The organism is Flavobacterium xylosi (assembly GCF_042787345.1).
In the GTDB taxonomy this organism is placed as follows: Bacteria; Bacteroidota; Bacteroidia; order Flavobacteriales; family Flavobacteriaceae; genus Flavobacterium; species Flavobacterium xylosi.
Genome location: NZ_JBHZPZ010000004.1, coordinates 79,153 through 104,205, shown reverse-complemented (window position 1 = coordinate 104,205; position 25,053 = coordinate 79,153). Strand labels below are relative to the sequence as shown.

The 25,053-nt window shown below is 35.4% G+C and carries 20 protein-coding genes and 1 pseudogene; 7 read left to right on the top strand and 14 right to left on the bottom strand.

Translation table 11 applies throughout. The features are described from left to right. Window positions 1–54: 54 nt before the first annotated feature. From ACFX5E_RS04560 to ACFX5E_RS04530, 7 genes are all read right to left on the bottom strand, one after another. On the bottom strand, window positions 55–1,326 hold the full coding sequence (locus ACFX5E_RS04560; protein ID WP_379853991.1) for an MFS transporter: 1,272 nt from the start codon (window positions 1,324–1,326) through the stop codon (window positions 55–57). Window positions 1,327–1,340: 14 nt separating this feature from the next. Continuing rightward, window positions 1,341–3,029: a single-stranded-DNA-specific exonuclease RecJ gene (gene recJ, locus ACFX5E_RS04555; RefSeq protein ID WP_379853990.1), complete on the bottom strand. Its 1,689-nt coding sequence runs from the start codon at window positions 3,027–3,029 to the stop codon at window positions 1,341–1,343. Window positions 3,030–3,140: 111 nt separating this feature from the next. Beyond that, entirely contained in the window at window positions 3,141–4,331 is a 1,191-nt protein-coding gene (locus tag ACFX5E_RS04550; protein WP_379853988.1) for an ATP-binding protein, read from the bottom strand. Between the two features lie 91 nt (window positions 4,332–4,422). Then, window positions 4,423–4,767, bottom strand: coding sequence for a HopJ type III effector protein (locus ACFX5E_RS04545; RefSeq protein WP_379853987.1), 345 nt, complete (start codon window positions 4,765–4,767; stop codon window positions 4,423–4,425). 15 nt (window positions 4,768–4,782) lie between these two features. Then, entirely contained in the window at window positions 4,783–5,835 is a 1,053-nt protein-coding gene (locus tag ACFX5E_RS04540) for a flavin monoamine oxidase family protein (RefSeq protein ID WP_379853986.1), read from the bottom strand. A gap of 2 nt (window positions 5,836–5,837) precedes the next feature. Continuing rightward, window positions 5,838–6,551: a 16S rRNA (cytidine(1402)-2'-O)-methyltransferase gene (rsmI, locus tag ACFX5E_RS04535; RefSeq protein WP_379853985.1), complete on the bottom strand. Its 714-nt coding sequence runs from the start codon at window positions 6,549–6,551 to the stop codon at window positions 5,838–5,840. Between the two features lie 59 nt (window positions 6,552–6,610). Then, window positions 6,611–7,606 carry a hypothetical protein gene (locus ACFX5E_RS04530; RefSeq protein WP_379853984.1) on the bottom strand — a complete coding sequence of 332 codons (996 nt, stop codon included), beginning with the start codon at window positions 7,604–7,606 and terminating at the stop codon, window positions 6,611–6,613. A gap of 245 nt (window positions 7,607–7,851) precedes the next feature. On the opposite strand from ACFX5E_RS04530, the gene ACFX5E_RS04525 reads away from it, so the two are divergent. After that, entirely contained in the window at window positions 7,852–8,442 is a 591-nt protein-coding gene (locus tag ACFX5E_RS04525) for a thymidine kinase (RefSeq protein WP_379853983.1), read from the top strand. Between the two features lie 247 nt (window positions 8,443–8,689). Here the strand turns inward: ACFX5E_RS04525 and rpoN are convergent, their stop codons facing one another. The 4 genes and pseudogenes from rpoN to ACFX5E_RS04505 all read right to left on the bottom strand — a co-directional run bounded on the left by rpoN (window position 8,690) and on the right by ACFX5E_RS04505 (window position 15,277). Beyond that, window positions 8,690–10,156, bottom strand: a complete 1,467-nt coding sequence (rpoN, locus tag ACFX5E_RS04520; protein ID WP_379853982.1) for an RNA polymerase factor sigma-54 — start codon at window positions 10,154–10,156, stop codon at window positions 8,690–8,692. Between the two features lie 90 nt (window positions 10,157–10,246). Then, window positions 10,247–10,642, bottom strand: a pseudogene (locus ACFX5E_RS04515) (GxxExxY protein). A gap of 382 nt (window positions 10,643–11,024) precedes the next feature. Further along, on the bottom strand, window positions 11,025–12,461 hold the full coding sequence (gene asnS / locus ACFX5E_RS04510; RefSeq protein ID WP_379853981.1) for an asparagine--tRNA ligase: 1,437 nt from the start codon (window positions 12,459–12,461) through the stop codon (window positions 11,025–11,027). Between the two features lie 449 nt (window positions 12,462–12,910). Further along, on the bottom strand, window positions 12,911–15,277 hold the full coding sequence (locus ACFX5E_RS04505) for an efflux RND transporter permease subunit (RefSeq protein ID WP_379853980.1): 2,367 nt from the start codon (window positions 15,275–15,277) through the stop codon (window positions 12,911–12,913). A 197-nt stretch (window positions 15,278–15,474) separates the two neighbouring features. Between ACFX5E_RS04505 and ACFX5E_RS04500 the strand changes: the two genes are divergently transcribed. From ACFX5E_RS04500 to ACFX5E_RS04480, 5 genes are all read left to right on the top strand, one after another. Further along, the gene (locus tag ACFX5E_RS04500) at window positions 15,475–17,745 is read left to right on the top strand and encodes a cation:proton antiporter (protein WP_379853979.1); all 2,271 of its coding nucleotides are present in this window, start codon (window positions 15,475–15,477) and stop codon (window positions 17,743–17,745) included. Between the two features lie 2 nt (window positions 17,746–17,747). Beyond that, window positions 17,748–18,077 carry a DMT family transporter gene (locus ACFX5E_RS04495; protein ID WP_379853978.1) on the top strand — a complete coding sequence of 110 codons (330 nt, stop codon included), beginning with the start codon at window positions 17,748–17,750 and terminating at the stop codon, window positions 18,075–18,077. A gap of 46 nt (window positions 18,078–18,123) precedes the next feature. Then, the gene (locus ACFX5E_RS04490; protein ID WP_379853977.1) at window positions 18,124–18,894 is read left to right on the top strand and encodes a sensor histidine kinase; all 771 of its coding nucleotides are present in this window, start codon (window positions 18,124–18,126) and stop codon (window positions 18,892–18,894) included. Continuing rightward, entirely contained in the window at window positions 18,857–19,576 is a 720-nt protein-coding gene (locus ACFX5E_RS04485) for a LytR/AlgR family response regulator transcription factor (protein ID WP_379853976.1), read from the top strand. The genes ACFX5E_RS04490 and ACFX5E_RS04485 overlap by 38 nt, the downstream gene beginning before the upstream one ends. Before the next feature lie 124 nt (window positions 19,577–19,700). Next, window positions 19,701–21,971 (top strand): cation:proton antiporter, encoded by a 2,271-nt coding sequence (locus ACFX5E_RS04480; RefSeq protein ID WP_379853975.1) that lies wholly within the window; start codon window positions 19,701–19,703, stop codon window positions 21,969–21,971. Window positions 21,972–22,081: 110 nt separating this feature from the next. Here the strand turns inward: ACFX5E_RS04480 and frr are convergent, their stop codons facing one another. From frr to ACFX5E_RS04465, 3 genes are all read right to left on the bottom strand, one after another. Then, complete coding sequence (gene frr / locus ACFX5E_RS04475; RefSeq protein ID WP_103999065.1) at window positions 22,082–22,645, bottom strand: ribosome recycling factor; 564 nt, start codon at window positions 22,643–22,645, stop codon at window positions 22,082–22,084. A 75-nt stretch (window positions 22,646–22,720) separates the two neighbouring features. After that, window positions 22,721–23,428 carry a UMP kinase gene (gene pyrH / locus ACFX5E_RS04470; RefSeq protein ID WP_379853974.1) on the bottom strand — a complete coding sequence of 236 codons (708 nt, stop codon included), beginning with the start codon at window positions 23,426–23,428 and terminating at the stop codon, window positions 22,721–22,723. A gap of 68 nt (window positions 23,429–23,496) precedes the next feature. Next, window positions 23,497–24,276 (bottom strand): patatin-like phospholipase family protein, encoded by a 780-nt coding sequence (locus ACFX5E_RS04465; RefSeq protein ID WP_379853973.1) that lies wholly within the window; start codon window positions 24,274–24,276, stop codon window positions 23,497–23,499. 105 nt (window positions 24,277–24,381) lie between these two features. On the opposite strand from ACFX5E_RS04465, the gene ACFX5E_RS04460 reads away from it, so the two are divergent. Beyond that, window positions 24,382–24,981 (top strand): thioredoxin family protein, encoded by a 600-nt coding sequence (locus tag ACFX5E_RS04460; protein WP_379853972.1) that lies wholly within the window; start codon window positions 24,382–24,384, stop codon window positions 24,979–24,981. Window positions 24,982–25,053: the final 72 nt, after the last annotated feature.

Sequence of the window (25,053 nt, the reverse complement as noted above, 5' to 3'; positions counted from 1 at the left end):
GATTATTTTACCGACTGGTTGTATAAAGTATTATTTTAGAAAAAAATCGATTTTTTACTCGCCTTTTTCATGCTCCTCAATATCCTTTTGCAAGTCTAGTTTTCTAAAGCCGGGCGAGAATATTCCTGTTCCAAGAACAATTAAAAGTGTCATGCTTCCGCCAAAGACCACTGAAGTTACCGTTCCCATTAGCTTTGCCGTCAATCCACTTTCAAAAGCACCCAGTTCATTAGAAGAACCCACAAATATTGAATTCACTGCCGAAACTCGGCCTCGCATATGATCTGGTGTTTTTAATTGCAAAATAGTTTGACGAATTACCACTGAAATTCCATCGACAACGCCACTAAAGAAAAGTGCTAGTACAGACAACCAGAAAATAGTGGAAAGTCCAAAGACAATAATGCAAACTCCAAAGGCAAAAATAGCTGACAAAAGCTTCATTCCTGCGTTTTTATTCATTGGTACGTAAGCTGAAACAATAAGTATTAGAAATGAACCAACAGCCGGAGCAGCTCTCAACACGCCAAAACCTTCGGGGCCAACTTTTAAAATATCCTGGGCAAAAATAGGTAACAACGCAACGGCTCCACCAAAAAGAACCGCAACCATATCCAGTGATAATGCACCTAAAATGGTTTTGTTTTCGAAAACAAACTTCACGCCTTCTTTCAAACTATCCATTATAGGTTCACCAATTTTTGGATTCAAAATAGGCTTAGTAGAGATTTGAGATAAAGCGATTAATGAAAATACAGAACATGCAAAAACGGAACACATCGACCAATGAACGCCAATCAAAGTAATAGAAAATCCGGCTACTGCAGGTCCTAAAACAGATCCTATTTGCCAGACTGAACTGCTCCATGTCGCGGCGTTTGGGTATACTTTTTTAGGAACAATCAGGGATAAAAGCGAAAATATGGTTGGACCAAGAAAGGAGCGTACAATTCCCCCCAGAAAAACCATAAAATAGATGCCGTACAAAATTGCTTTTGTAGAATATCCGCTCACAATTGTAGGCCATGTTAACAAAAACAATCCAAAACTGATTACTGAAAATCCTAAAATGCAATTGAAAAGAAGACCTTTTTTTTCCTTTTGATCTACAATATGTCCGGCAAATAAAGCCATGGTGATAGCAGGAATTACTTCCATTAATCCAATGATTCCTAGCGAAAGCGGATTTTTGGTCAAACTATACACTTGCCATTCAATAACAATAAACTGCATAGACCAGGCAAAAACCATAGCAAAGCGCAATAATAAAAAGGTGTTGAATTCTTTATAACGCAAAGCTGCGTAGGGATCATGTGTCTTCTTCATGTCAGTAACCTAAATTATTTAATATCTCTCAATCGTAATTGTAAACTCACTTTTCCGTTCCATTCATTTTCATCAATGCAATACACGGCATCGAATGTTTTTTGGTAGGTAGTCAAATCGAATTTATCACCTAAGCCAAAGCCAATGGCAGCAATCCCTTCAGAGTTATTTTGTTTTACAAAAAGTCTTAAATGTTCCTCTTCTTGACCCATCGGTTTTCCGTAACCGGTATCTTTTACGTTTTTGGTGAAGAAAACGGGTGTCATATTTTGCGGTCCAAAAGGCTCAAATTGTTTTAGAATCCGTGTCAATTTTGGAGTGATATCAGCAAAGTTAAGTTCAGCATCCACCGAAATTTCTGGAGTCAGCATATCAGGATGAATGGTTCTTTCTACCTCTTTTTCGAAAGCGTCTTTGAATAGTAGGTAGTTTTCTTTTTTTAAAGTCATTCCGGCGGCATACATGTGACCACCAAATTGTTCCAAATGTTCAGAACAGGCTTCGAGCGCGTTGTACACATCAAAACCTTTTACAGAACGTGCTGACGCAGCATATTTATCACCACTTTTGGTAAAAACTAAAGTTGGTCTATAATAGGTTTCAATCAATCGGGAGGCAACGATTCCAATCACGCCTTTGTGCCAATCCTCTTGAAAAACCACAGAAGTAAATCGTTCTTTTTCTTGATTTTCTACTATTTGCAGCAACGCTTCTTTAGTAATTAATTTATCTAAATCCTTTCGCTCTGAATTATACGCTTCAATTTCGGAAGCAAATTGTTGGGCTTGCTCAAAATCAAATTCGGTCAATAACTCCACTGCATGATTCCCATGCTTGATTCGTCCCGCAGCATTGATTCTTGGGGCAATTATAAAAACAACATCAGTTATATCTAAGGTTTGTTTTTTTACTTGATGGATTAACGCTTTGATTCCTGGTCTTGGTTCGGAGTTGATGACTTGTAAACCAAAATAAGCCAAAACCCTGTTTTCACCCGTCATGGGAACGATGTCGGCGGCAATCGCGGCAGCCACTAAATCTAAATAGGGAATTAAATCATGAATTGTTTGATTTCTGTTTTGGCCTAAAGCCTGAATCAATTTGAAACCAATTCCGCAACCGCATAATTCATCGTAAGGATAATTGCAATCGTCTCGTTTTGGGTCAAGAACCGCAACTGCTTCGGGTAAATTTTTGCCTGGTCTGTGGTGATCACAAATGATAAAATCGATGTTTCTTGCTTTGGCGTAAGCCACATGATCAATGGATTTTATACCACAATCTAAAGCAATAATAAGGGAAAATCCATTATCATCAGCAAAGTCAATTCCTTTAAAAGAAATCCCGTACCCTTCATCATAACGATCCGGAATATAAGTCGCAACATTTGGATAATAGGTTCTTAAATACGAAGAAACTAAAGAAACCGCGGTTGTCCCATCAACATCATAATCCCCAAAAACAAGTATATTTTCATCGTTTTCAATCGCTTTTTCAATCCGTTCCACTGCCTTGTCCATATCTTTCATCAAATACGGATTGTGCAAATGGTCTAATGTAGGTCTGAAAAAAGCCTTAGCATCTTCGAATGTTTCAATACCGCGCTGTACTAATAATGTTGCCACAAAATCTTCTACATTCAAAGCTTTTGCCAAATGTTTCACGGTATCTTCGGAAGGTTTTGATTTGAGAGTCCAACGCATATAATTTTTGGATTAGGGATTGTAATAAAAGAGTTTTTTAATGAATCAAATAGGAACTGCTTTTTCTTTAGAGTATAAAGGTTAAATCTTTTTGCAAATGATTTTGAATAATTAATATAAAAAACCAAAGAGCCAAATAGGAATGATATTCCCAATTCCAACTTCGATATTGTCCTTGGCAATATAACTGTTTTTTACATTGTGAATTTGTACTTGGGTTTTGTTTTTCCCTCCTATTTCAAAAGTATATTTTTCATTAATCAAAAAATCGCCTTGATCTGCCAAGTGTATTGTAGCTAAATTTTTGAATTGATTTACAAAAAAAGTCTCTCTCAAATTACCCACATTTGTATTGTTTTTTGCTATAGCATACATCAAATTGGTATTGTTTAAGAACAGTTTCTCGGGTTTTGTCAATACGCCAATTCCTTTGGCAGGGCGATACAATTCGTTTACTAAGCCCGCTCTTTCCAATTGTTTTATAGCTTGAATCAACACAGCTCTAGAGGCCCCTATTCGCTCACTCAATTTAGTAATATTTGGCGTAAAAGGCGCACTGGTTGCTATAGTAAATAAAAGCTTTTTGAGTTTTATAATCAAATCATAACTAATGTGATCCACTGCATTAATGTCTACTTCAATTATTAAATTAATGGTATTAATTAATTTTTGATGGTATAGTTTACTGTTTTCCTTGTAGTAAGGATATGCTCCAAACTCGAGGTATTTTAAAAATAGCGGAATTGGCTTTATGTGTTGCAAAAGTGAATTAGTAATTTCAGTATGATTTTCTAATATATCTTGTAAGGTATACGATTTCAAAACGAGACCAGTTTCGAAAACAATAAATTCTCTAAAAGACATTTCTTTCAAATTATAACTCACGGCCCGTCTGCTCAAATCTGATTCGGATTTATATATTTCCAACATCGATGATGAGGTGAATATCACTTTCAATTCGGGAACATCATCATAAATTAGCTTTAACTCTCTCGACCAGTTTGGGTATTTATGAACTTCGTCCAGCAGCAGATGATTTCCTCCCATTTTAGAAAAATCTTTAGCTAAATCTATTAGGGTATTTTCAATGAAAAATAAATGGTCCAAGCTCACAAACAAACTCGTTTTTAGGTTCAGATGTTGCTTTGCGTATTGTAACAACAAAGTAGTCTTGCCGGAACCTCTTGCTCCTTTTATGGCGATTAGCTGGTTGTTCCAGTCAATTTCTTCAATCAAATACCGCTGAAAATCTAAAGAGGTTCGATTAATTTTCTGTTGAAACTCTAAGAATAGATTTTCCATTTTTGTTTATTTTAGATAACAAATATACTTAAAAATGTAATATATAAATAACGATTTTACAATATTTTGTTATGTATAAATAACAATTTTATTATTTTAAAGCTAAAGCACTCCCGTAAAAAGCAATTCCTTCCCAGCCTGTTTTCAGGAAATTACGAATGTTTTGGTGATCTGTTCCGTTTGGATTTTTTAAAACATCTTCGTAATAATACACTCCAAAACAAGCCAGCGTAGCTGCTTCTGATAGGTTTTGAATTTCAGCAAAAGAAAATAACTTGCAAGATCCTGAATTTTCGCCAGCTGCATTGTGTTGCAAGCCATTCTCAAATGCCGTTGGAGTAAAATCGTAGTTTTCTTCAATTATTGCAATGGTTTCTGTAAAAGCAATAGATTCTGGTGTATGTTTTAATTTTTCTAAAAAATCGGCTATGGTCATAATAGGTATTTATTGTTAGAATTGAGAAGCAATAGTTTTTGCAGCAAAAATAGCTCCGTCCATATAACCTGGATTTTGAGTGGCTGTTTCTGCTCCGGAAACATATAATTTTCCGTTTTGTAATGGGTTTTTATATAAGGAATGGCCGTTGTTTTGATGTGCCAGTACTAGCTGTTCGTACGGTTGAAATGTTAGGGGTTCTTCTTTCCAAACATTTTCATAATAGGCAACGTACCCTGAAGCTTTTGCCCCAAAAAAAGTAGCCAGTTGTGCTATTACTTTTTCTTTGCGTTCTTCACGAGAAAGGACAGAAGTGCCACCGTTTAGAAACCCTTTCAAGGCAAAACCAGAATTATCGGCAGTACTGTGATCGTACATTTCCTGAATGATACTGGCTTGGCTGAATAATGTTCCAGAGTAGTTTTTTTGTTTCCAAAAAGAAGTTTTGTATTCTACTGCGAATTTTATGGATTCGCCCATCCAAGTATGAGTTTTTTTGGCTAGTTGTGTGAAATTTTCGGGTAAATTGGGTTCAAATACCACCGAGTTTACCAATAAATTAGGCGGGATAGTGCTAATCACTTTATCGGCTGAATAGCTGTTTCCAAATGTATCGATGACGATCAACTGGTTGTTTACCTCTTTTATTGTTGTTATTTTGGTGCCTGTTTTAATATTTTGCATCCCAATTTCAGAAGCTAATTTCTCAATTAGAGTTGCTGTTCCTCCTAGGATACGAAAAGAAGGTTCTTCGGAATCTGCGATTTCAAATTTTTGCGGAGGTACAAAGGACATGGTTTCAAATAATGAAATGCCTTGTGTATATTGTCTAAAATAAGGAATTTGCAAGGTATTCAGTACTTCCAAAAGTCGGCGGTGTTGGTTTCCAAACCAAGTTGCTCCCATCTCCATCGTGACACCTGTTGCGCCTTTTATTGTTTTTATGCGGCCTCCAATTCGGGTATTGGCTTCCAAAATTAGGACTTCAATCCCTTTTTTTTGAAGTAAAAAAGCAGTGTACAGTCCACAAAGTCCAGCTCCAATTAGAATAACTCTTTCCTTTTTCATGCTTATTCTTCAGGTGAGAATTTAGATTTTTTAGGTTCTTTTGTTATTGATTTTCCGCCTACAACCACAACAATTTCTCCTCTTGGGGCTATTTTTTCAAAATGGGTCAATACTTCTCGTACCGTTCCTCGGACATTTTCTTCATGTAATTTTGATAATTCTCTGCAAACACAAATTGGTCTGTCTTCTCCAAAATAAGTGATAAATTCTGCTAAAGTTTTTAGTAATTTATGTGGAGAAACATATAAAATCATCGTACGCGTTTCTTCGGCTAAAGCCAAATAACGGGTTTGTTTCCCTTTTTTGTCAGGTAAAAAACCTTCGAAAATAAATTTATCATTGGGTAAGCCGCTGTTTACTAAGGCGGGTACAAAAGCCGTTGCACCTGGCAAACATTCCACTTCAACTCCATTTTCGACACAAGCGCGGGTCAATAAAAATCCGGGATCTGAGATTGCAGGCGTTCCTGCATCGGAAATTAAGGCAATATTTTCTCCGGCTTTTAAACGGGAAATCAAATTCTCCACAGTTTTGTGCTCATTGTGCATATGATGGCTGTACATGTGCGTGCCAATTTCGAAATGCTTTAGTAATTTACCGCTTGTCCGAGTATCTTCGGCAAGAATCAAATCGACTTCCTTAAGAATTCGAATGGCTCGAAAAGTCATGTCTTCGAGATTGCCAATTGGCGTGGGAACTATATATAATTTTGACATAAAATGTAACCGATGTTGTACTATTACTTAATAACAGTGCTAATTTTGTTTGAAGTTTTTTAAAGGAATTTTTTCTCAATAATATCCATAAAACGTTCCTCGTAATCCTGTTTCCCTTCCCAGTTGTTGTAATCTGGTTTTACCATATCCATAATAAAATCTCTGGTTTCGTAGAAGGTGTCAAACGTAATTAATTGATTTAAAACACGGTTGTAATCCTCACTGTTATTGCCAAAAAGATGCTTTGTAAATGCAATGCGATCGTTTAAATCAATATTGATGCCCTTTGCTAACTTTTCGTTTAACGAAACTACTTTTGGCTCAACATTTTCTTGGGTTTGTTCCAGAATACTAGCTGCTGTTTTCTCTTCAGGATCAGTTTCTTTGGGAGTTTCAATGACTATTGTAGTGGGTATGTTTTCAATTTGCTGCACTTTCACAAACTGGGTGTCATGATAGTTTCCACCTAATAAATCTTCGAAAGAAATTTGTACGGCCTCATTTTTCTTTGGCGCTTCAAGTTGAATTTCTTCTTTCTTTGGTTCCTCAGTTTCAGTGTCTTCTTCCGGTTCTAAATTGAAAGCGGGAATGAATGGAGCAGTTTCGGTTGCTGTTTCCTCTGTTAGAGTCTCTCCGTCTGTAACGAATTCCTCAATTTCTTCCTCTTCGTCTATCGGAGTTTCAATAACTTCTTCTTCTGAAATTACTTCATCAATAACTATATTTGTTGCAGGTTGCAATATACCGGTCGTTTCTGTGTTTTGTTCCAAAGGAGTTTCAACCGCAACTTCTTCCTTTACTTCATCGATTATTTTGCTTGGCTCTGGTTGTATCAATTCCTCTTTGGCGAAAGCCTGTTCTATTTGTTTTTCAACTTCAAAAGTGCCAATAGTTGGTTTTACATCACCAAAATGTTCTTCTACAAATCGCAAGACAGAAAGTTTTTCGTATAATTTCTGTGTTTCCAAATATAATTGATTGATATCAGATTTATTTTTTAGCTGTAATATTCTGTGTGCAATGCTGATTAAATCGGCTTCCAATTTTTTTTTCATGACTTTGAAATTATAGTGTTTTTGGCGGGTGTTTTTCAATAAATTTCTTCCTGAGTTTTTTTAGCCTAAGAAAGAAGTAACCTTTACTTACAATATTATTATTTTGCAAATAAGTGTTAGTGAATCTTCGATTTGATAAAAATGTTATACTTTTGAAACGACGTAAAAGTATAAAATTTTCAACTCGATTTTATCTGTTACAAAGTAATAAAAACTATTCATTTTTTAAGTCAGAAAAATACAAAATGTTTCTCGAAAATACAGTAAATCATAAAGAACAATTTGGTTGGATCGAAGTCATTTGTGGCTCCATGTTTTCGGGTAAAACCGAGGAACTTATCCGTCGTTTGAAAAGAGCGCAGTTTGCCAAGCAAAAGGTAGAAATTTTCAAACCGGAAATTGATACGCGCTATCACGACAATATGGTGGTTTCCCATGATGCCAACGAAATTCGTTCCACGCCTGTTCCTGCTGCCGCAAATATCGCTATTTTGGCTCAAGGTTGTGATGTCGTAGGAATTGACGAAGCGCAGTTTTTTGATGATGAAATTGTCAAAATTTGTAATGATTTGGCCAACCAAGGAATCCGTGTAATTGTTGCCGGATTGGATATGGATTTTAAAGGAAATCCTTTTGGTCCAATGCCTGCATTAATGGCCACAGCCGAATATGTTACTAAAGTGCATGCCGTATGCACCCGCACTGGAAATCTTGCGAATTATAGTTTCCGTAAAACCGACAATGATAAACTCGTTATGTTAGGCGAAATCGAAGAATACGAACCATTGAGCCGTGCCGCGTATTATCATGCGATGCGGAAAGATCAGGAGAAATAAAATCCTCTCCTCTCCCGGCGCTTCGGGACTCTCCAAAGGAGAGGGAGCCGGAACTGGATTAAAATATAAAAGTATTGAAAATATAAAACCCTTTAAGAGTTCGAAACTCTGAAAGGGTTCTTCATTTTATAGAAATACTATTTATTTGGATTGCTTTAAAGAAAACCTTCACAATAATGTATAAATCCAGAATGATTTATCAACATTAAATCTCAAATCGTTAATCAGCAATCTCAAATCAACAATCTTACATCTTCTTTCTCATCCTAGCAACAGGAATATCGAGTTGTTCTCTGTATTTTGCAATTGTTCTTCTTGCTATTGGATAGCCTTTTTCTTTTAGGATTTCAGCCAGTTGATCGTCTGGAAGTGGTTTTTTCTTGTCTTCCTCTTCGATAGTATTCTGAAGAATTTTTTTGATTTCCAGCGTCGAAACATCTTCACCTTGATCATTTTTCATCGCTTCCGAGAAGAATTCTTTAATCAATTTCGTGCCATAAGGTGTTTCCACATATTTGCTGTTGGCTACACGTGAAATCGTCGAGATATCAAGACCTACCATATCGGCAATGTCTTTTAGAATCATCGGTTTTAATTTGGTTTCATCGCCTTCAAGGAAATATTCTTCCTGATAATGCATAATGGCATTCATGGTTACGTAAAGCGTTTCCTGACGTTGGCGAATCGCATCGATAAACCATTTCGCCGAATCCAGTTTTTGTTTGATAAACTGCACCGCATCTTTTTGCTGAGTTGATTTATCTTTCGAACTCTTATAGGTCTGCATCATTTCCTGATAATCTTTGGAAACGTGCAGTGAAGGTGCATTTCGTCCGTTTAAGGTCAGTTCTAGTTCACCGTCCACAATTCTGATGGCAAAATCAGGAACCACATTTTCGGTAACTTTGTTGTTTCCGGTAAAAGATCCGCCTGGTTTTGGATTCAGTTTTTCTATTTCGTGAATGGCTTTTTTAAGCTGTTCGTTTGAAACATTGTATTTTTGAATTAATTTATCGTAATGTTTTTTGGTAAACGCATCAAATTGATTTTCGATAATATCAGTGGCTAGTTCCACATATTCTGTTGGTGTTTTGTGTTTCAATTGCAACAACAAACATTCCTGCAAATCACGTGCACCCACGCCTGATGGTTCCAGTTCATGAATGACTTGTAACATTCTTTCTACCGTTTTCTCATCGGTGTAAATACCTTGAGTAAATGCCATGTCATCCACCATATCAGGTACGCTGCGACGGATATAACCCATATCGTCAATACTTCCTACCAAAAATTCAGCAATTTCACGCTCTTCATCATTCAGAATAAAAGTATTCAACTGATTGATTAAATCCTGGTGAAAACTTACCGGAGCGGCAAAAGGCGTTTCGCGCTCATCGTCATCATCACTGTAATTATTGGCTTGGGTTTTATAATCGGGTGTTTCGTCGTTACTTAAATATTCGTCTATATTAATGTCTTCGGCATCAATTCGTTCTGATTCCGCATCATCATAATCATCATAATCTTCGTTTTCGAACTCGTCCTTTTCATAATCTTCCTCTTCTTTACCTGCCTCAAGAGCCGGATTTTCGTTCATTTCTTCCAATAAACGTTGTTCAAAAGCTTGCGTAGGCAATTGAATTAACTTCATCAACTGAATTTGTTGAGGAGATAATTTCTGGGATAATTTTAAATTTAAGAATTGCTTTAGCATAATAAGGCACTAATTTATTTGTTATTTGCCACTAAGACGCAAAGGCGCAAAGTTTTTTGTTTTATTTAGGCCACTAAGGCTCAAAATCTCTTAATAATTCTTTTTTGTATTGATGAATCTTTTGATGCCACTTTTTATTAATGGAACATTAAAATTGATCAAAAATCCTAAATCTTTATTTAGCAATTTTAGATGGCTTATGATTTGAGCGTCCCAAACAGGATTTACCAGTTCTACTGCTTTGACTTCGATAATAATAGAATCTTCAACTAATAAATCCAGTCGTAAACCTTCACTAAATTCAATTCCATCGTAAATAATAGGAATGTCGATTTGTCTTTTTACATCAAGACCAGCTTAGCTGATTTCATGCGCCAAACAAACTTCATAAACTCTTTCCAATAAACCAGGTCCAAGTTCTTTATGAACTTTAAAAGCCGAATTAACAACTATTCTAGCAATGGCTTCAGTTCTTTCTGTAATCATATTTTATTTTTTTTACCACTAACTTTTTTTTCTTGCCACGAAGGCGCTAAGTCGCAAAGCCTTTATCTAAAATAGTTTTATCACAAAAACAGAGATAAAACAATAGTTTTTTTGCAATTTCTTTGAGTCTTAATGTCTTCACGTAAAACCTCTTTTCAGTTTAACAAAAGTTTTTAATTTTTATTCTTCACATTAAAAAACGTAGTGTCTTAGTGCCTTTGCGGCAAAACCTTTTTTTTAGTTTTATGTTTTTTTAATTTTCATTCATCACATTAAAAAACGTAGTGTCTTAGTGTCTTTGCGGCAAAACCTCTTTCCAACTTTACAAAAAAAAACGTAGTGTCTTAGCGCCTTTGCGGCAAAAAGACTTCGTAGTAAAAATCTAAAATTCCGCATTCATTGGCGTTCTTGGAAAAGGAATTACGTCACGAATGTTTGTCATTCCTGTTACAAATAATACCAATCTTTCGAATCCAAGTCCAAAACCGGAGTGAACCGCTGAACCGAATCTTCGGGTATCAAGATACCACCATAATTCTTCTTCATCAATTCCTAAGGCTTTCATTTTTTCAACCAAAACATCAAAACGTTCCTCTCTTTGAGAACCACCCACGATTTCTCCAATTCCAGGGAAAAGGATATCCATCGCACGAACTGTTTTTCCGTCTTCGTTCAAACGCATATAAAATGCTTTGATATTTGCCGGGTAGTCAAACAAGATTACCGGACATTTAAAGTGTTTTTCTACCAAATAACGCTCGTGTTCTGATTGTAAATCAGCACCCCATTCGTTGATGATATAGTTGAATTTTTTCTTTTTATTTGGCGTACAATCTCTTAAAATATCAATTGCTTCCGTATACGAAACACGTTTGAAATTATTTTCCAAAACAAAGTTTAATTTTTCCAAAAGCGGCATTTCGCTTCTTTCAGCAACTGGTTTCGATTTTTCTTCATCCAATAATCTTGTTTCCAGGAATTTCAAATCTTCCGGACATTTGTCCATCGTGTATTTGATTACATACTGAATAAAATCTTCAGCCAAATCCATGTTGTCATTCAAATCATTGAACGCCACTTCTGGCTCAATCATCCAAAATTCCGCAAGGTGACGCGAAGTATTCGAGTTTTCGGCTCTAAATGTTGGTCCAAAAGTATAAATCTGACCCAAAGCCATTGCAAAAGTTTCTCCTTCTAGTTGTCCCGAAACCGTTAGATTCGTTTCTTTTCCGAAGAAATCTTCCTTGTAATTCACTTTTCCTTCTTCGGTTCTTGGCGTTCCGTCAAATGGCAAAGCGGTAACTTTAAACATTTCACCGGCACCTTCAGCATCAGATCCTGTGATGATTGGCGTATTTACATACACAAAACCTTTCTCTTGAAAATAGCTGTGAACGGCATACGACAATACCGAACGTACTCTCATTATGGCTCCAAACATATTCGTACGAACTCTTAAATGCGCATTTTCACGCAAAAAATCTAAGCTCGGTTTGTTTTTTGGCTGTATGGGGAACTTCTCTGCATCTGAATCTCCAAGGATTTCCAGTTTTGCCACTTGAATTTCAAATTTCTGTCCGGCACCTTTACTTTCCACCAACGTTCCTGTTACAGATATTGCTGCCCCAGTCGTAATTCTCTTCAAGGTTTCGTCTGGCGTGTTCTCAAAATCGACAACACATTGTATATTATCAATGGTCGAACCATCGTTTAAGGCAATAAATTGATTGTTTCTAAAAGTTCTCACCCATCCTTTTGCATTTACTTCATGAAGCGTCGTGGTACTGTTCAGTAAGTCTTTAACTTTTGTATGTCTCATTTTAATTATATAATTGATATTGAAAATTGTCTTGTGTCCGAATTGCAAATATAAATCATTTGTTTGTAATTGTCATTGCCAGAAATAGGGTAATCAGGAGCTATTTCCCGCTATTCGCTATATCTTTTACTTTTTAAAGGAAAAAAGTAAAAGGATTTCTCCCGAAGCTTCGGGACTATCGGGGCTAGGCGAATGGAAATATTTAGAATTTTTGGATTTATTTTTAGGATCGTCTGTCATTTCGACGAAGGAGAAATCTAATAATCTTGAGCCGGTTTGTATAGGATTCTTACTTTGTCGAAATGATAAGTTAGTTTGCATAGTTTTGAATAAATAGGTTGTTTTTACGGCAATTCCCTAGCCCTGATAGTAATGGAAATCCTTTTTTCTCGTTTTTTGGAACGAGAAAAAAGATTGCAATGAATAGCGGGAATAGCTCCTAAAAAAACTTAATTAAGTTCTTCAATAAGATCTTCTTTTTTGGCTCTTTTCTTCTCAAATGTCAATACTAACGCCGGTAAAACCAATAAATTAGCAAACATGGCAAACAATAAAGTACAGGAAATCAAACCGCCAAGGGCGATCGTTCCGCTAAAACTAGATAATGTAAAAATCGCAAATCCAAAAATCAATACAATCGAAGTATAAAACGTACTGATTCCCGTTTCTCGTAAGGCACTGAATACTGATTTTTTGACCTTTCCTTTGTTTTGAAGTAAGTCCAAACGGTATTTTGCCATAAACTGTATCGCATTATCCACCGAAATTCCAAACGCTATGCTGAAAACCAAAATCGTCGATGGTTTCAACGGAATACCAAAGTAACCCATCAATCCAGAGGTGATGCAAAGCGGCAAAATATTGGTGATCACGGATGCCAATACCATTTTTCCGGATCTAAATAAGTACGTCATTAATCCCGCAATCAATAAAATAGCGAAAATAAGTGACTCGATAAGATTGTCTATTAGGTAAGAAGTTCCTTTTTGAAAAACCAGCGCTTTTCCGGTAAGCGTCACTTCATAACGGTCTTTTGGAAAAATTTTATCAATTTTTTGATGGAGTTTACCTTCTACTCTTGCCATTTCTTCCGTTCCAATGTCTTTCATGAAAGTGGTGATTCTGGCATATTGTCCCGTAGAATCCACATAGCTTTTCATCAAATTCTCTTTGGTATTTTTGGTGGCATTTTTGGCATACGAAAGGATGAATGCTTGCTCTTGAGATGTGGGTAATTCGTAATATTCCGGATTGCCGTTGTAATAGGCCTGCTTAGAATATTTAACCAGATTCACAATAGAAATCGGTTTTGACAATTCTGGAATTTCCGAAATGGTCTTTTGCAATTCATCCATTTTTTTCATCGTGGACAATTTCATAACCCCTTTTTTGCGCTTGGTGTTAATCATAATCTCCAGTGGCATTACGCCGTTGAATTCTTTTTCGAAAAAGACAATATCTTTAAAGAAAGAAGCACTTTTTGGCATTTCGCCAATCAAACTTCCCGAAACTTTCATTTGTGAAACTCCAATTACGCTAAATACCAATAGTAAAGCATAAATGATATAGATGGTTTTTCGTTTGTATTTTACGACATTCTCCACCCAATCCAATAAAGTTGAAATATAGATTTTACTTAAATGATACAAGTGTTTTTCCTCTGGTAAAGGCATGAAACTGTAAACAATTGGAACCACAACTAGGGTCAGCAGATATACCGAGATGACATTTATGGACGTTACTAATCCAAATTCGAAAAGTAAATCGTTACCCGTAATCATAAAAGTGGCAAAACCTGCCGCAGTCGTTAAGTTCGTCATCAGTGTAGAAACACCAATTTTTGAAATAACTCGTTGTAAAGCTTTGGCCTGATTGTGGTGGATTCTTATTTCTTGCTGGTATTTATTTATCAGGAAAATGCAGTTTGTAATGCCAATGACAATAATCAATGGAGGAATAATAGCCGTTAAAATGGTGATTTTATAATGGAATAATCCCAATGTTCCAAAAGACCACATTACTCCAAAAAGTAAAATACAAATGGATATAAATGTTGCTCGAAATGAGCGGAAGAATAAAAAGAAAATTAATGAAGTAATGAACAGAGCCGAGCCAATAAACAGCCCGATTTCGCCTTTCATATTCTCAGCATTTATGGTTCTGATGTAAGGCATACCCGAAACACGAAGATCTATTCCAGTAGTTTTCTCAAATTTCTCGATTTTTGGAACTAGGTTTTCAATAATGAAGGTTTTTCGAGCTGCAGTATTGACAATCTTCTTGTTTAGATAAATTGCGGAACGAATGCTTCCCGATTGTTTATTGAACAATAATCCTTCGTAAAAAGGCAAATTATTGAAAAGTTCGTTTTTTATTTTCTGTAAATAAGCCGGATTTACGCTCTGTTTTTGATCAATAAGAGGAACTAATTCAAATTTTTCTTCAGTTTCGTTTTTCTCTAATTTTTTTAAATCATTCAAAGAAACAACTAACTCCACTTCTTTGGAGTTTTTCAAGCCAGTCATCAATTCGTTCCAAGCAGCAAAAGCTTTTGGAGTAAAAAATTCTTTGTCTTTGAAGCCAATAACAATCAGATTTCCTTCTTCGCCAAATTTGCTTAAAAAGTCTTCGTACTGTTGATTTACAATATGTTTTTTAGGAAGTAAATTGGCTTCAGTATACGTCATGCCCAGGTTTTTCCATTGCAGTGCCAGAAAAACGGTTATGGCAAGTATAACTCCAAGTATAACTATTCTGTTTTTAAGCACAATTCGGGCGATTGATTCCCAAAATCCTACTGTTTTTTTCTTTTTCATATATGAATTAAAATGGGTGCAAATGTAATCAAACTGACATGAATTATAATGATTAAAAGATGTTTTTGGAGATATAGGGAGCAAAAAAACGAGTATTTTTTTATTTTACAATTGCATAATATTGTGCGATATAAATTATACATTTGATTTTCTCACCTTTGCTTTATAAAGAAGAGGTTATCTATTTAAATATATCTATGAAAAATTATAAAAATCTATTATTTTATGTTGGTGTAACCGGAGGTTTCACTGCTTTAATCTATTGGATTATTAAAAAAGGAAAGCGTTTAGAAGGAAGTAAAAAAATAGCGGTTTCAGGAATTGAGAATGGTTCCTGGAATGATTTTATAGCTTCTATGCAGCATAATTTTCAAGATCCATTAGCGATTTTGTTAGCACAGATCATAACGATAATCCTCGTAGCCCGTTTTTTTGGATGGGTTTTTAAAAAAATCGGACAGCCCTCTGTTATTGGTGAAATTATTGCGGGAATTGTTCTTGGGCCCTCCTTGTTGGGGATGTATTTTCCTGAATTTTCAGCTGCTTTATTTCCTGTAGAATCGTTAGGGAATTTAAAATTTTTGAGTCAAATAGGGTTGATACTTTTTATGTTTGTAATTGGGATGGAACTCGATTTGAAAGTATTGAAAAATAAGGCTAATGAAGCTGTTGTTATAAGCCACGCGAGTATTGTTATTCCGTTTGCATTGGGAATTGGGCTGGCTTATTTTGTTTACAATAGATTTGCTCCCGAAGGCGTTAAATTTTTAGCTTTCAGTTTGTTTATGGGAATCGCCATGAGTATAACCGCTTTTCCTGTCTTGGCAAGAATAGTTCAGGAAAGAGGGATTCATAAAACCAGATTAGGCGCTATTGTAATTACTTGTGCCGCTGCCGATGATATTACTGCCTGGTGTATTCTTGCTGTTGTAATTGCGATTGTAAAAGCGGGAACTTTCGTTAGTTCGTTATATATTATTATGCTGGCAGTACTTTATGTTATTGCCATGCTTTTTATCGTGAAACCTTTTTTGAAGAGAATAGGGGATTTATACGGTTCTAAAGAAAGTATTATAAAACCGGTAGTGGCTATCTTTTTTCTGGTACTTATACTTTCGTCTTACGCCACTGAAGTTATTGGTATTCATGCACTTTTTGGCGCTTTTATGGCGGGTGCCATTATGCCGGATGTTCCTAAATTCCGAACTATATTTATAGAAAAAGTCGAAGATGTTTCTGTGATACTTTTACTGCCGTTGTTTTTTGTATTTACAGGTTTAAAAACAGAAATTGGTCTTATTAATGATCCTTATTTATGGAAAGTTACCGGTTTTATTATTCTGGTAGCGGTAGTTGGAAAATTCTTGGGAAGTGCTTTGGCAGCCAAATTTGTAGGCCAGAACTGGCGGGATAGTTTGACCATTGGTGCTTTGATGAATACCAGAGGATTAATGGAACTTATTGTGTTAAACATAGGATTGGAACTGAAAGTTTTAACACCCGAAGTTTTCACAATGATGGTTATCATGGCCTTAGTCACCACTTTTATGACGGGCCCGGCTTTGGACTTGATTAACTATGTTTTTAAAACTAAGGATGTAAATGATTTAGAAGTAATGCTGAATCACAACAAGTACAGAATCTTACTTTCGTTTGGAAACAACGAGAAAGGGAGATCGCTTTTGAGATTGGCACATAGTTTAATAAAAAAGCAAAAAGATTCGTCAAGTATTACTGCCATGCATTTATCGTTGAGTGATGAAATGCATCAATTTAATATGGAAGACAAAGAAAAAAACAGTTTCTATCCCGTTGTAGAAGAATCACAATTATTGAATCAGGACATCACGACTATTTTTAAAGTGACCATGGACATCGAAACGGAAATTGCTGACATTGCCAATCAAGGAGACTATGATTTATTGCTGGTAGGTTTAGGAAAATCAATTTTTGAAGGAACCATTCTTGGTAAAGTAATTGGTTTTACTACAAGAATTATCAATCCGGATCGATTGATTGATAAGTTTACCGGAAAAGAAGGACTTTTTGAAAATTCCCCATTTGATGAAAGAACAAGACAGATCATCGCCAAAACTAAAATGCCTTTGGGGATTTTAATTGACAAAGAATTGCAAAATGTAAACCAGGTTTTTATTCCAATTTTTAGTCCGGAAGATTCATTCCTGATCGATTATGTGCAAAAATTAATCTATAACAACGATTCTAAAATTATGATTTTGGATGTAAAAGGACTCGTCAATACCAATTTTGTTATGGAGAGTGCCATAAATTCTTTAAAACAAAAATACCCTAACAATATAGGTTTAATACAGGATGGGAGTGTCAAAAAAGAATTTTTAGACAAACAGAATTTAATGCTAATTAGTCTCGAAAGTTGGAAAGCCCTGGTAGATTCCAGAAGTGATTGGTTGCGTGACGTTCCATCCGTTTTAATTATAAAACATTAAAAATGAACTGGATTTTATTGATTATTGGCGGACTTTTTGAAGTGGGTTTTGCAACTTGTTTAGGAAAAGCCAAAGAAAGCAACGGAATGACTGCGACCTTATGGTTGGGTGGATTCTTATTGTGTTTGGCTGTTAGTATGGTATTGCTTTACAAAGCCACGCAAACTCTGCCCATAGGAACTGCTTATGCGGTTTGGACCGGAATAGGAGCGGTGGGAACAGTTTTGGTAGGGATTTTTGTTTTTAAAGAACCGGCTGATTTTTGGCGCATATTTTTCATCACCACTTTAATCAGTTCTATTATTGGACTGAAATTCGTTTCGAGTCATTAAACACGGAAAATGATTTTTACTTTCTAAAGTATTTTAAACATAAAACATGAATCAAATTCAAGATAATAGTAGTGTGATTTATATGTTTCTGGCAATTATTCTAATACTGATAATTGCACTTTGCTATGTTATTTATCGATTAATCCAATCAGGAAAAGCAAAAGAAAATGTAGAGGAAAAGTTTAGTTTACTGGAAATGAAAGTGAATAATTTACAGTTGGAGACATTAGAATCCAAGTTGAATCCCCATCTTTTTAAAAATATTCTCAATTCAATACAGTCTCACGCGTACCAAACATATTTTGCGTTGGATAAATTGGCGAATGTGCTGGATTATATTTTATATGAAAGTCAAAAAAAGTTTGTTTCTCCAAAAGAAGAAATTGAGTTTGCACTGAATCTTATAGAAATCAATAAAATTAAAGTCAGTCCGCTTTTTGAATTGAAAGTGAAAACCAAAATCAATGAAGGCGAAATTCTTTATGAACAACAGCTTTTAGCACCTTTAATTTCGATAGATTTAATTGAAAATGCTTTTAAACATGCTGATTTGCAAAGTGCTGACGCCTTTATTTCGGTGTTGTTTGAATTCAAAGACAATTGTTTCTTTTTGACAGTTTCGAATAAAATTTCAGATAAAAAGATATTGAAAAAAGAACGAAGCGGCATTGGAGCCACCACATTGGAACAACGATTGAAAATTATATACAAAAATCAGTTCAAACTGGATAAATTTGTCGAAAATGACATTTATATTGCGCACCTAAAAATCAATCTTCTTGAATACAAAACTCAAATGCTTGCTGCTGGACGATGAATTGCCGGGATTGGCGTACCTGAAAATGCTTTGCGAGCAAATTCCAGAATTGGAAATCGTAAAAGCATTCGACAATCCGGAAAAATTATTAGCTGAAATTCCAAAACTCGATTTTGATTTATGTATCTCAGATATCGAAATGCCAGGAATTGATGGTTTGACTCTTGCGAGTTTACTACAGAATAAATTAGTCATTTTTACCACTGCCTACAAAAACTACGCTGCTGAAGCATTTGATATTGATGCTGTTGATTACATTACAAAACCGGTGACCAAAGAGCGTTTGCAAAAAGCAGTTACAAAGGCTGTGGAACGATTCAATAAACCTGCGATCACTAAAAAATTCATTAATTTGAATACGGATAAAGGGAAGGCTTTGTTGTATTTTCATCAGATTCAATACATTAAAACTGCATTGACTGACAGTAGGGATAAGGAAGTGTTTCTCGTTGATGGAAGTTCCCTGATTTTAAAAAACATTAATTTTGATTCCCTTTTAAGTCAGCTTCCTGAGGTTGATTTTTGTAGAGTGAATAAAAAGGAAATTATCTGCATGACAGCAGTCAAATTTTTCAACCACAATGAAATTACGCTGATTCATCAGGAACAAAACGGAAAATTTATTGCACTAATTTTGAGCGAAACCTATCGTTCTGATTTTTTAATAAAAGTCAAAATCTAACTTATTACAAAGTTTTCCACTCTTGTTACATTCGGCGGAAATTACCTTGTGTTTCCCTTTATTTCTCAAAAATCACTTCCCATATTTGCATCGTAAAGCATTGATAATTTAAAAAGCAGGTTGTATGAGAAGTTTTAAAAATTCGTTTTTTTATTTGATAATCATAGGTGGATTTTCTGCATTGATGTATTGGATTGTCCTGAAAGGGAAAACCCTTGAAATAGGACAAAATATTGTTCATCACCAAATAGAAAACGGACATTGGAATGATTTTTTAACGTCAATGAACCATAATTTGCAACATCCGCTAGCCATTCTGCTGGCGCAAATTGTTACTATTATTTTAGTCGCTCGATTTTTTGGATGGGTTTGCAGAAAAATTGGGCAGCCAACTGTAATAGGGGAGATGATTGCGGGGATAGTTTTAGGACCTTCTTTAATCGGGATGTATTTTCCTGAATTTTCGGCAATGTTGTTTCCAAAAGATTCGTTAGGTAACCTGCAGTTTTTGAGCCAAATTGGATTAATCCTTTTCATGTTTGTTATTGGGATGGAATTGGATTTAAAAGTGCTTAAAAATAAAGCGCACGATGCTGTTGTTATTAGTCACGCCAGCATTATTATTCCGTTTACTTTAGGGTTAGGATTGGCTTATTTTATATACCATTCTTTTGCGCCTCCAGGCGTTGAATTCCTTTCTTTTGGATTGTTCCTGGGAATTGCCATGAGTATTACGGCTTTTCCAGTTTTGGCTGGGATTATTAGGGAACGTGGAATTCATAAAACGAAATTAGGGGCAATTGTAATTACCTGCGCCGCTGCCGATGATATTACCGCATGGTGCATTCTGGCAGCAGTAATTGCCATTGTAAAAGCAGGCTCCTTTATGAGTTCTTTGTATGTTATTGCGCTAGCGATACTATATGTAATTGTTATGCTAAAAGTAGTTAGGCCTTTCCTAAAAAGAGTGGGTGATTTGAATTCCACAAGAGAAAGTTTGAGCAAGCCAGTTGTGGCTATTTTCTTTTTGACCTTATTATTGTCTTCTTATGCATCGGAGTTGATAGGGATTCACGCTTTGTTCGGAGCATTTTTGGCTGGAGCAATCATGCCTCAAAATAATAAGTTCCGTACTATTTTTATCGAAAAAGTAGAAGATGTTTCCGTTGTAATCTTACTTCCTTTATTCTTTGTTTTTACGGGTTTAAGAACCCAAATAGGATTGATTGATGATCCTCATTTGTGGAAAATTACCGGCTTAATTATTTTAGTTGCGGTCGTAGGTAAGTTTTTTGGTAGTGCGCTTGCGGCAAAGTTCGTAGGGCATAGCTGGAAAGACAGTTTGTCTATTGGTACCTTGATGAATACAAGAGGCTTGATGGAATTGGTGGTGCTAAATATTGGATACGATTTAGGGGTTTTATCTACCGAAATTTTCACCATGATGGTTATTATGGCATTGGCAACCACCTTCATGACCGGTCCGGCTTTGGATTTAATTAATTATATTTTTAAAACCAAAAGCAGCATAGTACCTGAAGAAATCAGCAATAAAAGTAAATACAAAGTGCTGATTTCTTTTGCCACACCCGAAAAAGGAAAAACATTGTTGAAAGTGGCCAATAGTTTAGTCAAAAAACAAGGCGGGAATACGGTTGTTACCGCAATGCATTTATCGTTAAGTTCAGAGTTGCATTCCTTTGATGTGAAAGATTATGAACGGGAAATGTTTTTACCGGTTATTTCTGAGTCGGAAAATTTAAATCAAAAAATAACCACTCTTTTCAAAGCGTCAAATGATATTGATTCGGATATTACTGATACGGCTAATCATGGCGAATACGATTTGTTATTAGTAGGCTTGGGGCAATCTATTTTTGAAGGAACTTTACTGGGTAAAGTACTTGGTTTTACGACAAGAATTATTAATCCGGATCGTTTGATTGATAAATTTACTGGAAAAGAAGGGTTGTTTGAAAATTCGCCCTTTGATGAAAGAACGAGGCAAATTATTGCTAAAAGCAAAATGTCAGTTGGAATTCTTGTCGATAAAGAATTAGACGAAATCAATCAGGTTTTTATGCCTATTTTTAGCGAGGAAGATGCCTTTTTGATTGAATTTGCGCAAAAACTGATTCACAATAATGGTTCGCAAATTACTGTTTTGGATGCGGTGGGTCACATTAGAAACAACCGAAAAATTCAGGAAGGGATTCGTTCCATAGAACAAATAGCGCCGAATCATATTATGATGATGCAGGAAAGAACAATTAAAAAAGAGTTTTTAGAGGATCAGGATTTGATGGTTATCAGTTTAGAAAGCTGGAAAAAACTGCTTGATTCTCACAGTATTTGGCTTAATAATACACCATCGGTGTTAATTATTAAACCATAAACCATCTTAAACTAAAACAGAGAGACCTGTATTTTATGAAAAAAGATAAGAAATGAAAAATCCGTCTTATAAAATAACGAGACGGATTTTTTTATGGATTTATACGGAACTTAAATCTTCATGATTTCAGATTCTTTGTGAACAAGAAGTTCATCTATTTTTTTGATGTAACTATTGGTTAAGTTTTGAACTTCTTCCTCGGCACTTTTACAAATGTCTTCGGATGTTCCTTCTTTTTCCAATTTTTTAATCTCGGTATTGGCATCTTTACGAGCGTTTCTTATACCCACTTTAGCATCTTCGGATTCCACTTTAGCTTGTTTTGCAAGATCGCGTCTTCTTTCCTCTGTTAATGCAGGAACGCTTATGATAATCACGTCACCGTTATTCATTGGATTAAAACCAATATTGGCAATCATAATCGCTTTCTCAATAGGATGCAACATGTTTTTTTCAAAAGGCTGTAACGTAATCGTTCTGGCATCAGGTACACTAATTTTTGATACTTGAGAAAGTGGTGTCGCCGATCCGTAATAATCAACAAAAACACTTCCTAGCATGGCTGGAGATGCTTTTCCTGCACGAATATTCAAAAATTCTTTTTCTAAATGCGCAATAGAACCTATCATTGATTCTTTGGTACTATCTAATATAAATTCAATTTCTTCAGTCATAAATTTTAGTTTTCAGTTTTCCGTTTCAGTTTCCAGTTCTAGCCGCAGCTCGCGACTGTAAACTGTGATTGAACACTATATGTTTACTACAGTTCCTATGTTTTCTCCTTCGCAGATTTTCAATAGATTCCCTATTTTATTCATGTCAAAAACTACAATTGGGAGTTTGTTTTCCTGGCTTAATGTGAATGCAGTGGTATCCATAACATTCAATCCTTTTTTCAGGACATCATCAAATGAGATGAAATCAAATTTTACAGCCGTTGCGTTTTTTTCCGGGTCACAATCGTAAACACCGTCAACTCGTGTTCCTTTTAGAATTACATCAGCATCGATTTCTACACCGCGTAAAACAGCTGCAGTATCCGTAGTGAAATAAGGGTTTCCTGTTCCTGCTCCAAAAATTACAATTCTGCCTTTTTCAAGATGACGAACAGCTCTTCTTTTAATGTAAGGTTCCGCTATTGATTCCATTTTCAGGGCAGTTTGCAAACGGGTTTTCATCCCTTTATCTTCTAATGCGCCTTGCAAAGCCATTCCATTGATAACAGTAGCAAGCATTCCCATGTAATCACCTTGAACTCTGTCCATTCCTGCACTCGCTCCGGCAACTCCTCTGAAAATATTTCCACCACCTATTACAATAGCTATTTCTACTCCTTTTTCATGAATTTGCTTAATTTCATCAGCATATTCCGCTAGTCTTTTTGGGTCAATTCCGTATTGCAAGTCGCCCATTAAAGCTTCGCCACTTAGTTTTAGAAGAATTCTGTTGTATTTCATTTTTGTGTTGCGTTGATTGGTGCAAATATAGACATATTCTGTTTTTTAAAAAAAGTGTTGCATAAATTTTATAAATTTAGTTTTTCGTAGGATTTTTTTGCGGCTTCGTAGCCAATGTTGAAAATAGCATCCATTTTGATTTTATTAGTTTCAAAAGTACTGTACAGACACAAATCCTTTGGTTCTATCACCCAGTCACAAATGTTAAATTTATGCTGGTTTGAATTTGCTGAGAGAATATCAAACGCTCTGGTCGTCACTGCTTTTATTGAACTCAAATCTTTGGCTTCTATTTTTTGAATTGGACTCACATAAACCCCAATTACGGTTTCACATTGACCTTGTAATATATCAGTTGGGAAATGGTTTAGTATGCCGCCATCACTAAAGATTTTTCCATGAATTTCATAAGGGGACAGAATCCCTGGAAATGCCGATGACGCTAGAATGGCATCGATTATTTTTGTTTCCGGACCAAAAACTTTTAATTTTCCTCGGATCATATCTGTAGCTGTAATCTGAAGCGGGATTTTTAGATCACCCAACACTGCATCTTTGAAAATAGAATAAAAATAACTTCGGAAGGATTCCGAATCAATTAAACCCGCTTTTTTGAAGGTTAAGTGTTTCCAGTGAAAAAGATAAATAGACTTAAAGAATTCGAGAATTTCTGCGGGTGTTTTACCCCAGGCATGCATTGCGCCAACAATCGATCCGGCACTTGTACCGGCTATTCTGGAGGGATGAATTTCTTTTTCTTCCAAAAATTTAATGACTCCAGCATGAGCAATTCCTTTTGATCCTCCACCAGAAAGCACTAACCCTATCGATTTTGTTTTTAAATCCATCTTTACAATTTGTTATAAAATTACTCTTTTTGTCCAATTGAAGGTGATATATGTCATATTTAAACCCCATTTTTATGGTAACTTTGTTTAAACAAATCAAAAATCATGAAAGTTCCAATAGCTAAAGCGTTATTTAACAGCCATTCCTATCCACAATATAGAAAACTAGTTTCAGATTTATTAGTGGAAGGTAAATCAACCGGTAATGAGCAATCTGAAAATCTGACACTTTATAGCACATTAAATGAAACCCGAATGAATCGTTTGGAGAAAACGATGAAAATACCTAATGAAAATAGTCTTAAATTAAAGTCTCTAAAAGGAGAATACATTTGGTTAGTTATTTCCGAAGGTTGGTGTGGTGATGCTGCTCAAATATTGCCCATTATTCATAAAATGGCCGAAGAATCTGGAAAAATAGAATTAAAAATCGTTTTGAGAGATGAGAATGAAGATTTGATGAATCTATTTTTAACTAAAAAAGCCAAAGCGATTCCAATTGTAGTTATAATTGAAAAAGCAACCGGAGATCTTCTAGGGAGCTGGGGACCAAGGCCCAAAGATGCAGCCGACTTAATCACAAATTATAAAAAAGAATTTGGTACCATTGATGAAACTGCAAAAACAGATTTGCAATTATGGTATTTGCACAATAAAGGATTGAGCACTCAGCAAGAACTGATTAATTTGATGGAGAATCTGTAAGATATTTAAGGTCTGTTTACGATTAGTCTCTCTTTAACAAATAATTGATTTTTTTGTATGAAAAAAAATTGT

Excerpts from the sequence above, each read along its gene's own strand:
- rsmI (WP_379853985.1), bottom strand. The coding sequence starts at position 6,551 with ATGTCAAAATTATATATAGTTCCCACGCCAATTGGCAATCTCGAAGAC.
- ACFX5E_RS04495 (WP_379853978.1), top strand. The coding sequence starts at position 17,748 with ATGAACTGGATTTTATTGATTATTGGCGGACTTTTTGAAGTGGGTTTT.
- ACFX5E_RS04465 (WP_379853973.1), bottom strand. The coding sequence starts at position 24,276 with ATGGATTTAAAAACAAAATCGATAGGGTTAGTGCTTTCTGGTGGAGGA.
- ACFX5E_RS04500 (WP_379853979.1), top strand. The coding sequence starts at position 15,475 with ATGAAAAATTATAAAAATCTATTATTTTATGTTGGTGTAACCGGAGGT.
- asnS (WP_379853981.1), bottom strand. The coding sequence starts at position 12,461 with ATGAGACATACAAAAGTTAAAGACTTACTGAACAGTACCACGACGCTT.
- ACFX5E_RS04525 (WP_379853983.1), top strand. The coding sequence starts at position 7,852 with ATGTTTCTCGAAAATACAGTAAATCATAAAGAACAATTTGGTTGGATC.
- ACFX5E_RS04540 (WP_379853986.1), bottom strand. The coding sequence starts at position 5,835 with ATGAAAAAGGAAAGAGTTATTCTAATTGGAGCTGGACTTTGTGGACTG.
- ACFX5E_RS04560 (WP_379853991.1), bottom strand. The coding sequence starts at position 1,326 with ATGAAGAAGACACATGATCCCTACGCAGCTTTGCGTTATAAAGAATTC.
- ACFX5E_RS04505 (WP_379853980.1), bottom strand. The coding sequence starts at position 15,277 with ATGAAAAAGAAAAAAACAGTAGGATTTTGGGAATCAATCGCCCGAATT.
- ACFX5E_RS04480 (WP_379853975.1), top strand. The coding sequence starts at position 19,701 with ATGAGAAGTTTTAAAAATTCGTTTTTTTATTTGATAATCATAGGTGGA.
- ACFX5E_RS04550 (WP_379853988.1), bottom strand. The coding sequence starts at position 4,331 with ATGGAAAATCTATTCTTAGAGTTTCAACAGAAAATTAATCGAACCTCT.
- pyrH (WP_379853974.1), bottom strand. The coding sequence starts at position 23,428 with ATGAAATACAACAGAATTCTTCTAAAACTAAGTGGCGAAGCTTTAATG.
- recJ (WP_379853990.1), bottom strand. The coding sequence starts at position 3,029 with ATGCGTTGGACTCTCAAATCAAAACCTTCCGAAGATACCGTGAAACAT.
- ACFX5E_RS04490 (WP_379853977.1), top strand. The coding sequence starts at position 18,124 with ATGAATCAAATTCAAGATAATAGTAGTGTGATTTATATGTTTCTGGCA.
- frr (WP_103999065.1), bottom strand. The coding sequence starts at position 22,645 with ATGACTGAAGAAATTGAATTTATATTAGATAGTACCAAAGAATCAATG.
- ACFX5E_RS04545 (WP_379853987.1), bottom strand. The coding sequence starts at position 4,767 with ATGACCATAGCCGATTTTTTAGAAAAATTAAAACATACACCAGAATCT.
- ACFX5E_RS04530 (WP_379853984.1), bottom strand. The coding sequence starts at position 7,606 with ATGAAAAAAAAATTGGAAGCCGATTTAATCAGCATTGCACACAGAATA.
- rpoN (WP_379853982.1), bottom strand. The coding sequence starts at position 10,156 with ATGCTAAAGCAATTCTTAAATTTAAAATTATCCCAGAAATTATCTCCT.
- ACFX5E_RS04460 (WP_379853972.1), top strand. The coding sequence starts at position 24,382 with ATGAAAGTTCCAATAGCTAAAGCGTTATTTAACAGCCATTCCTATCCA.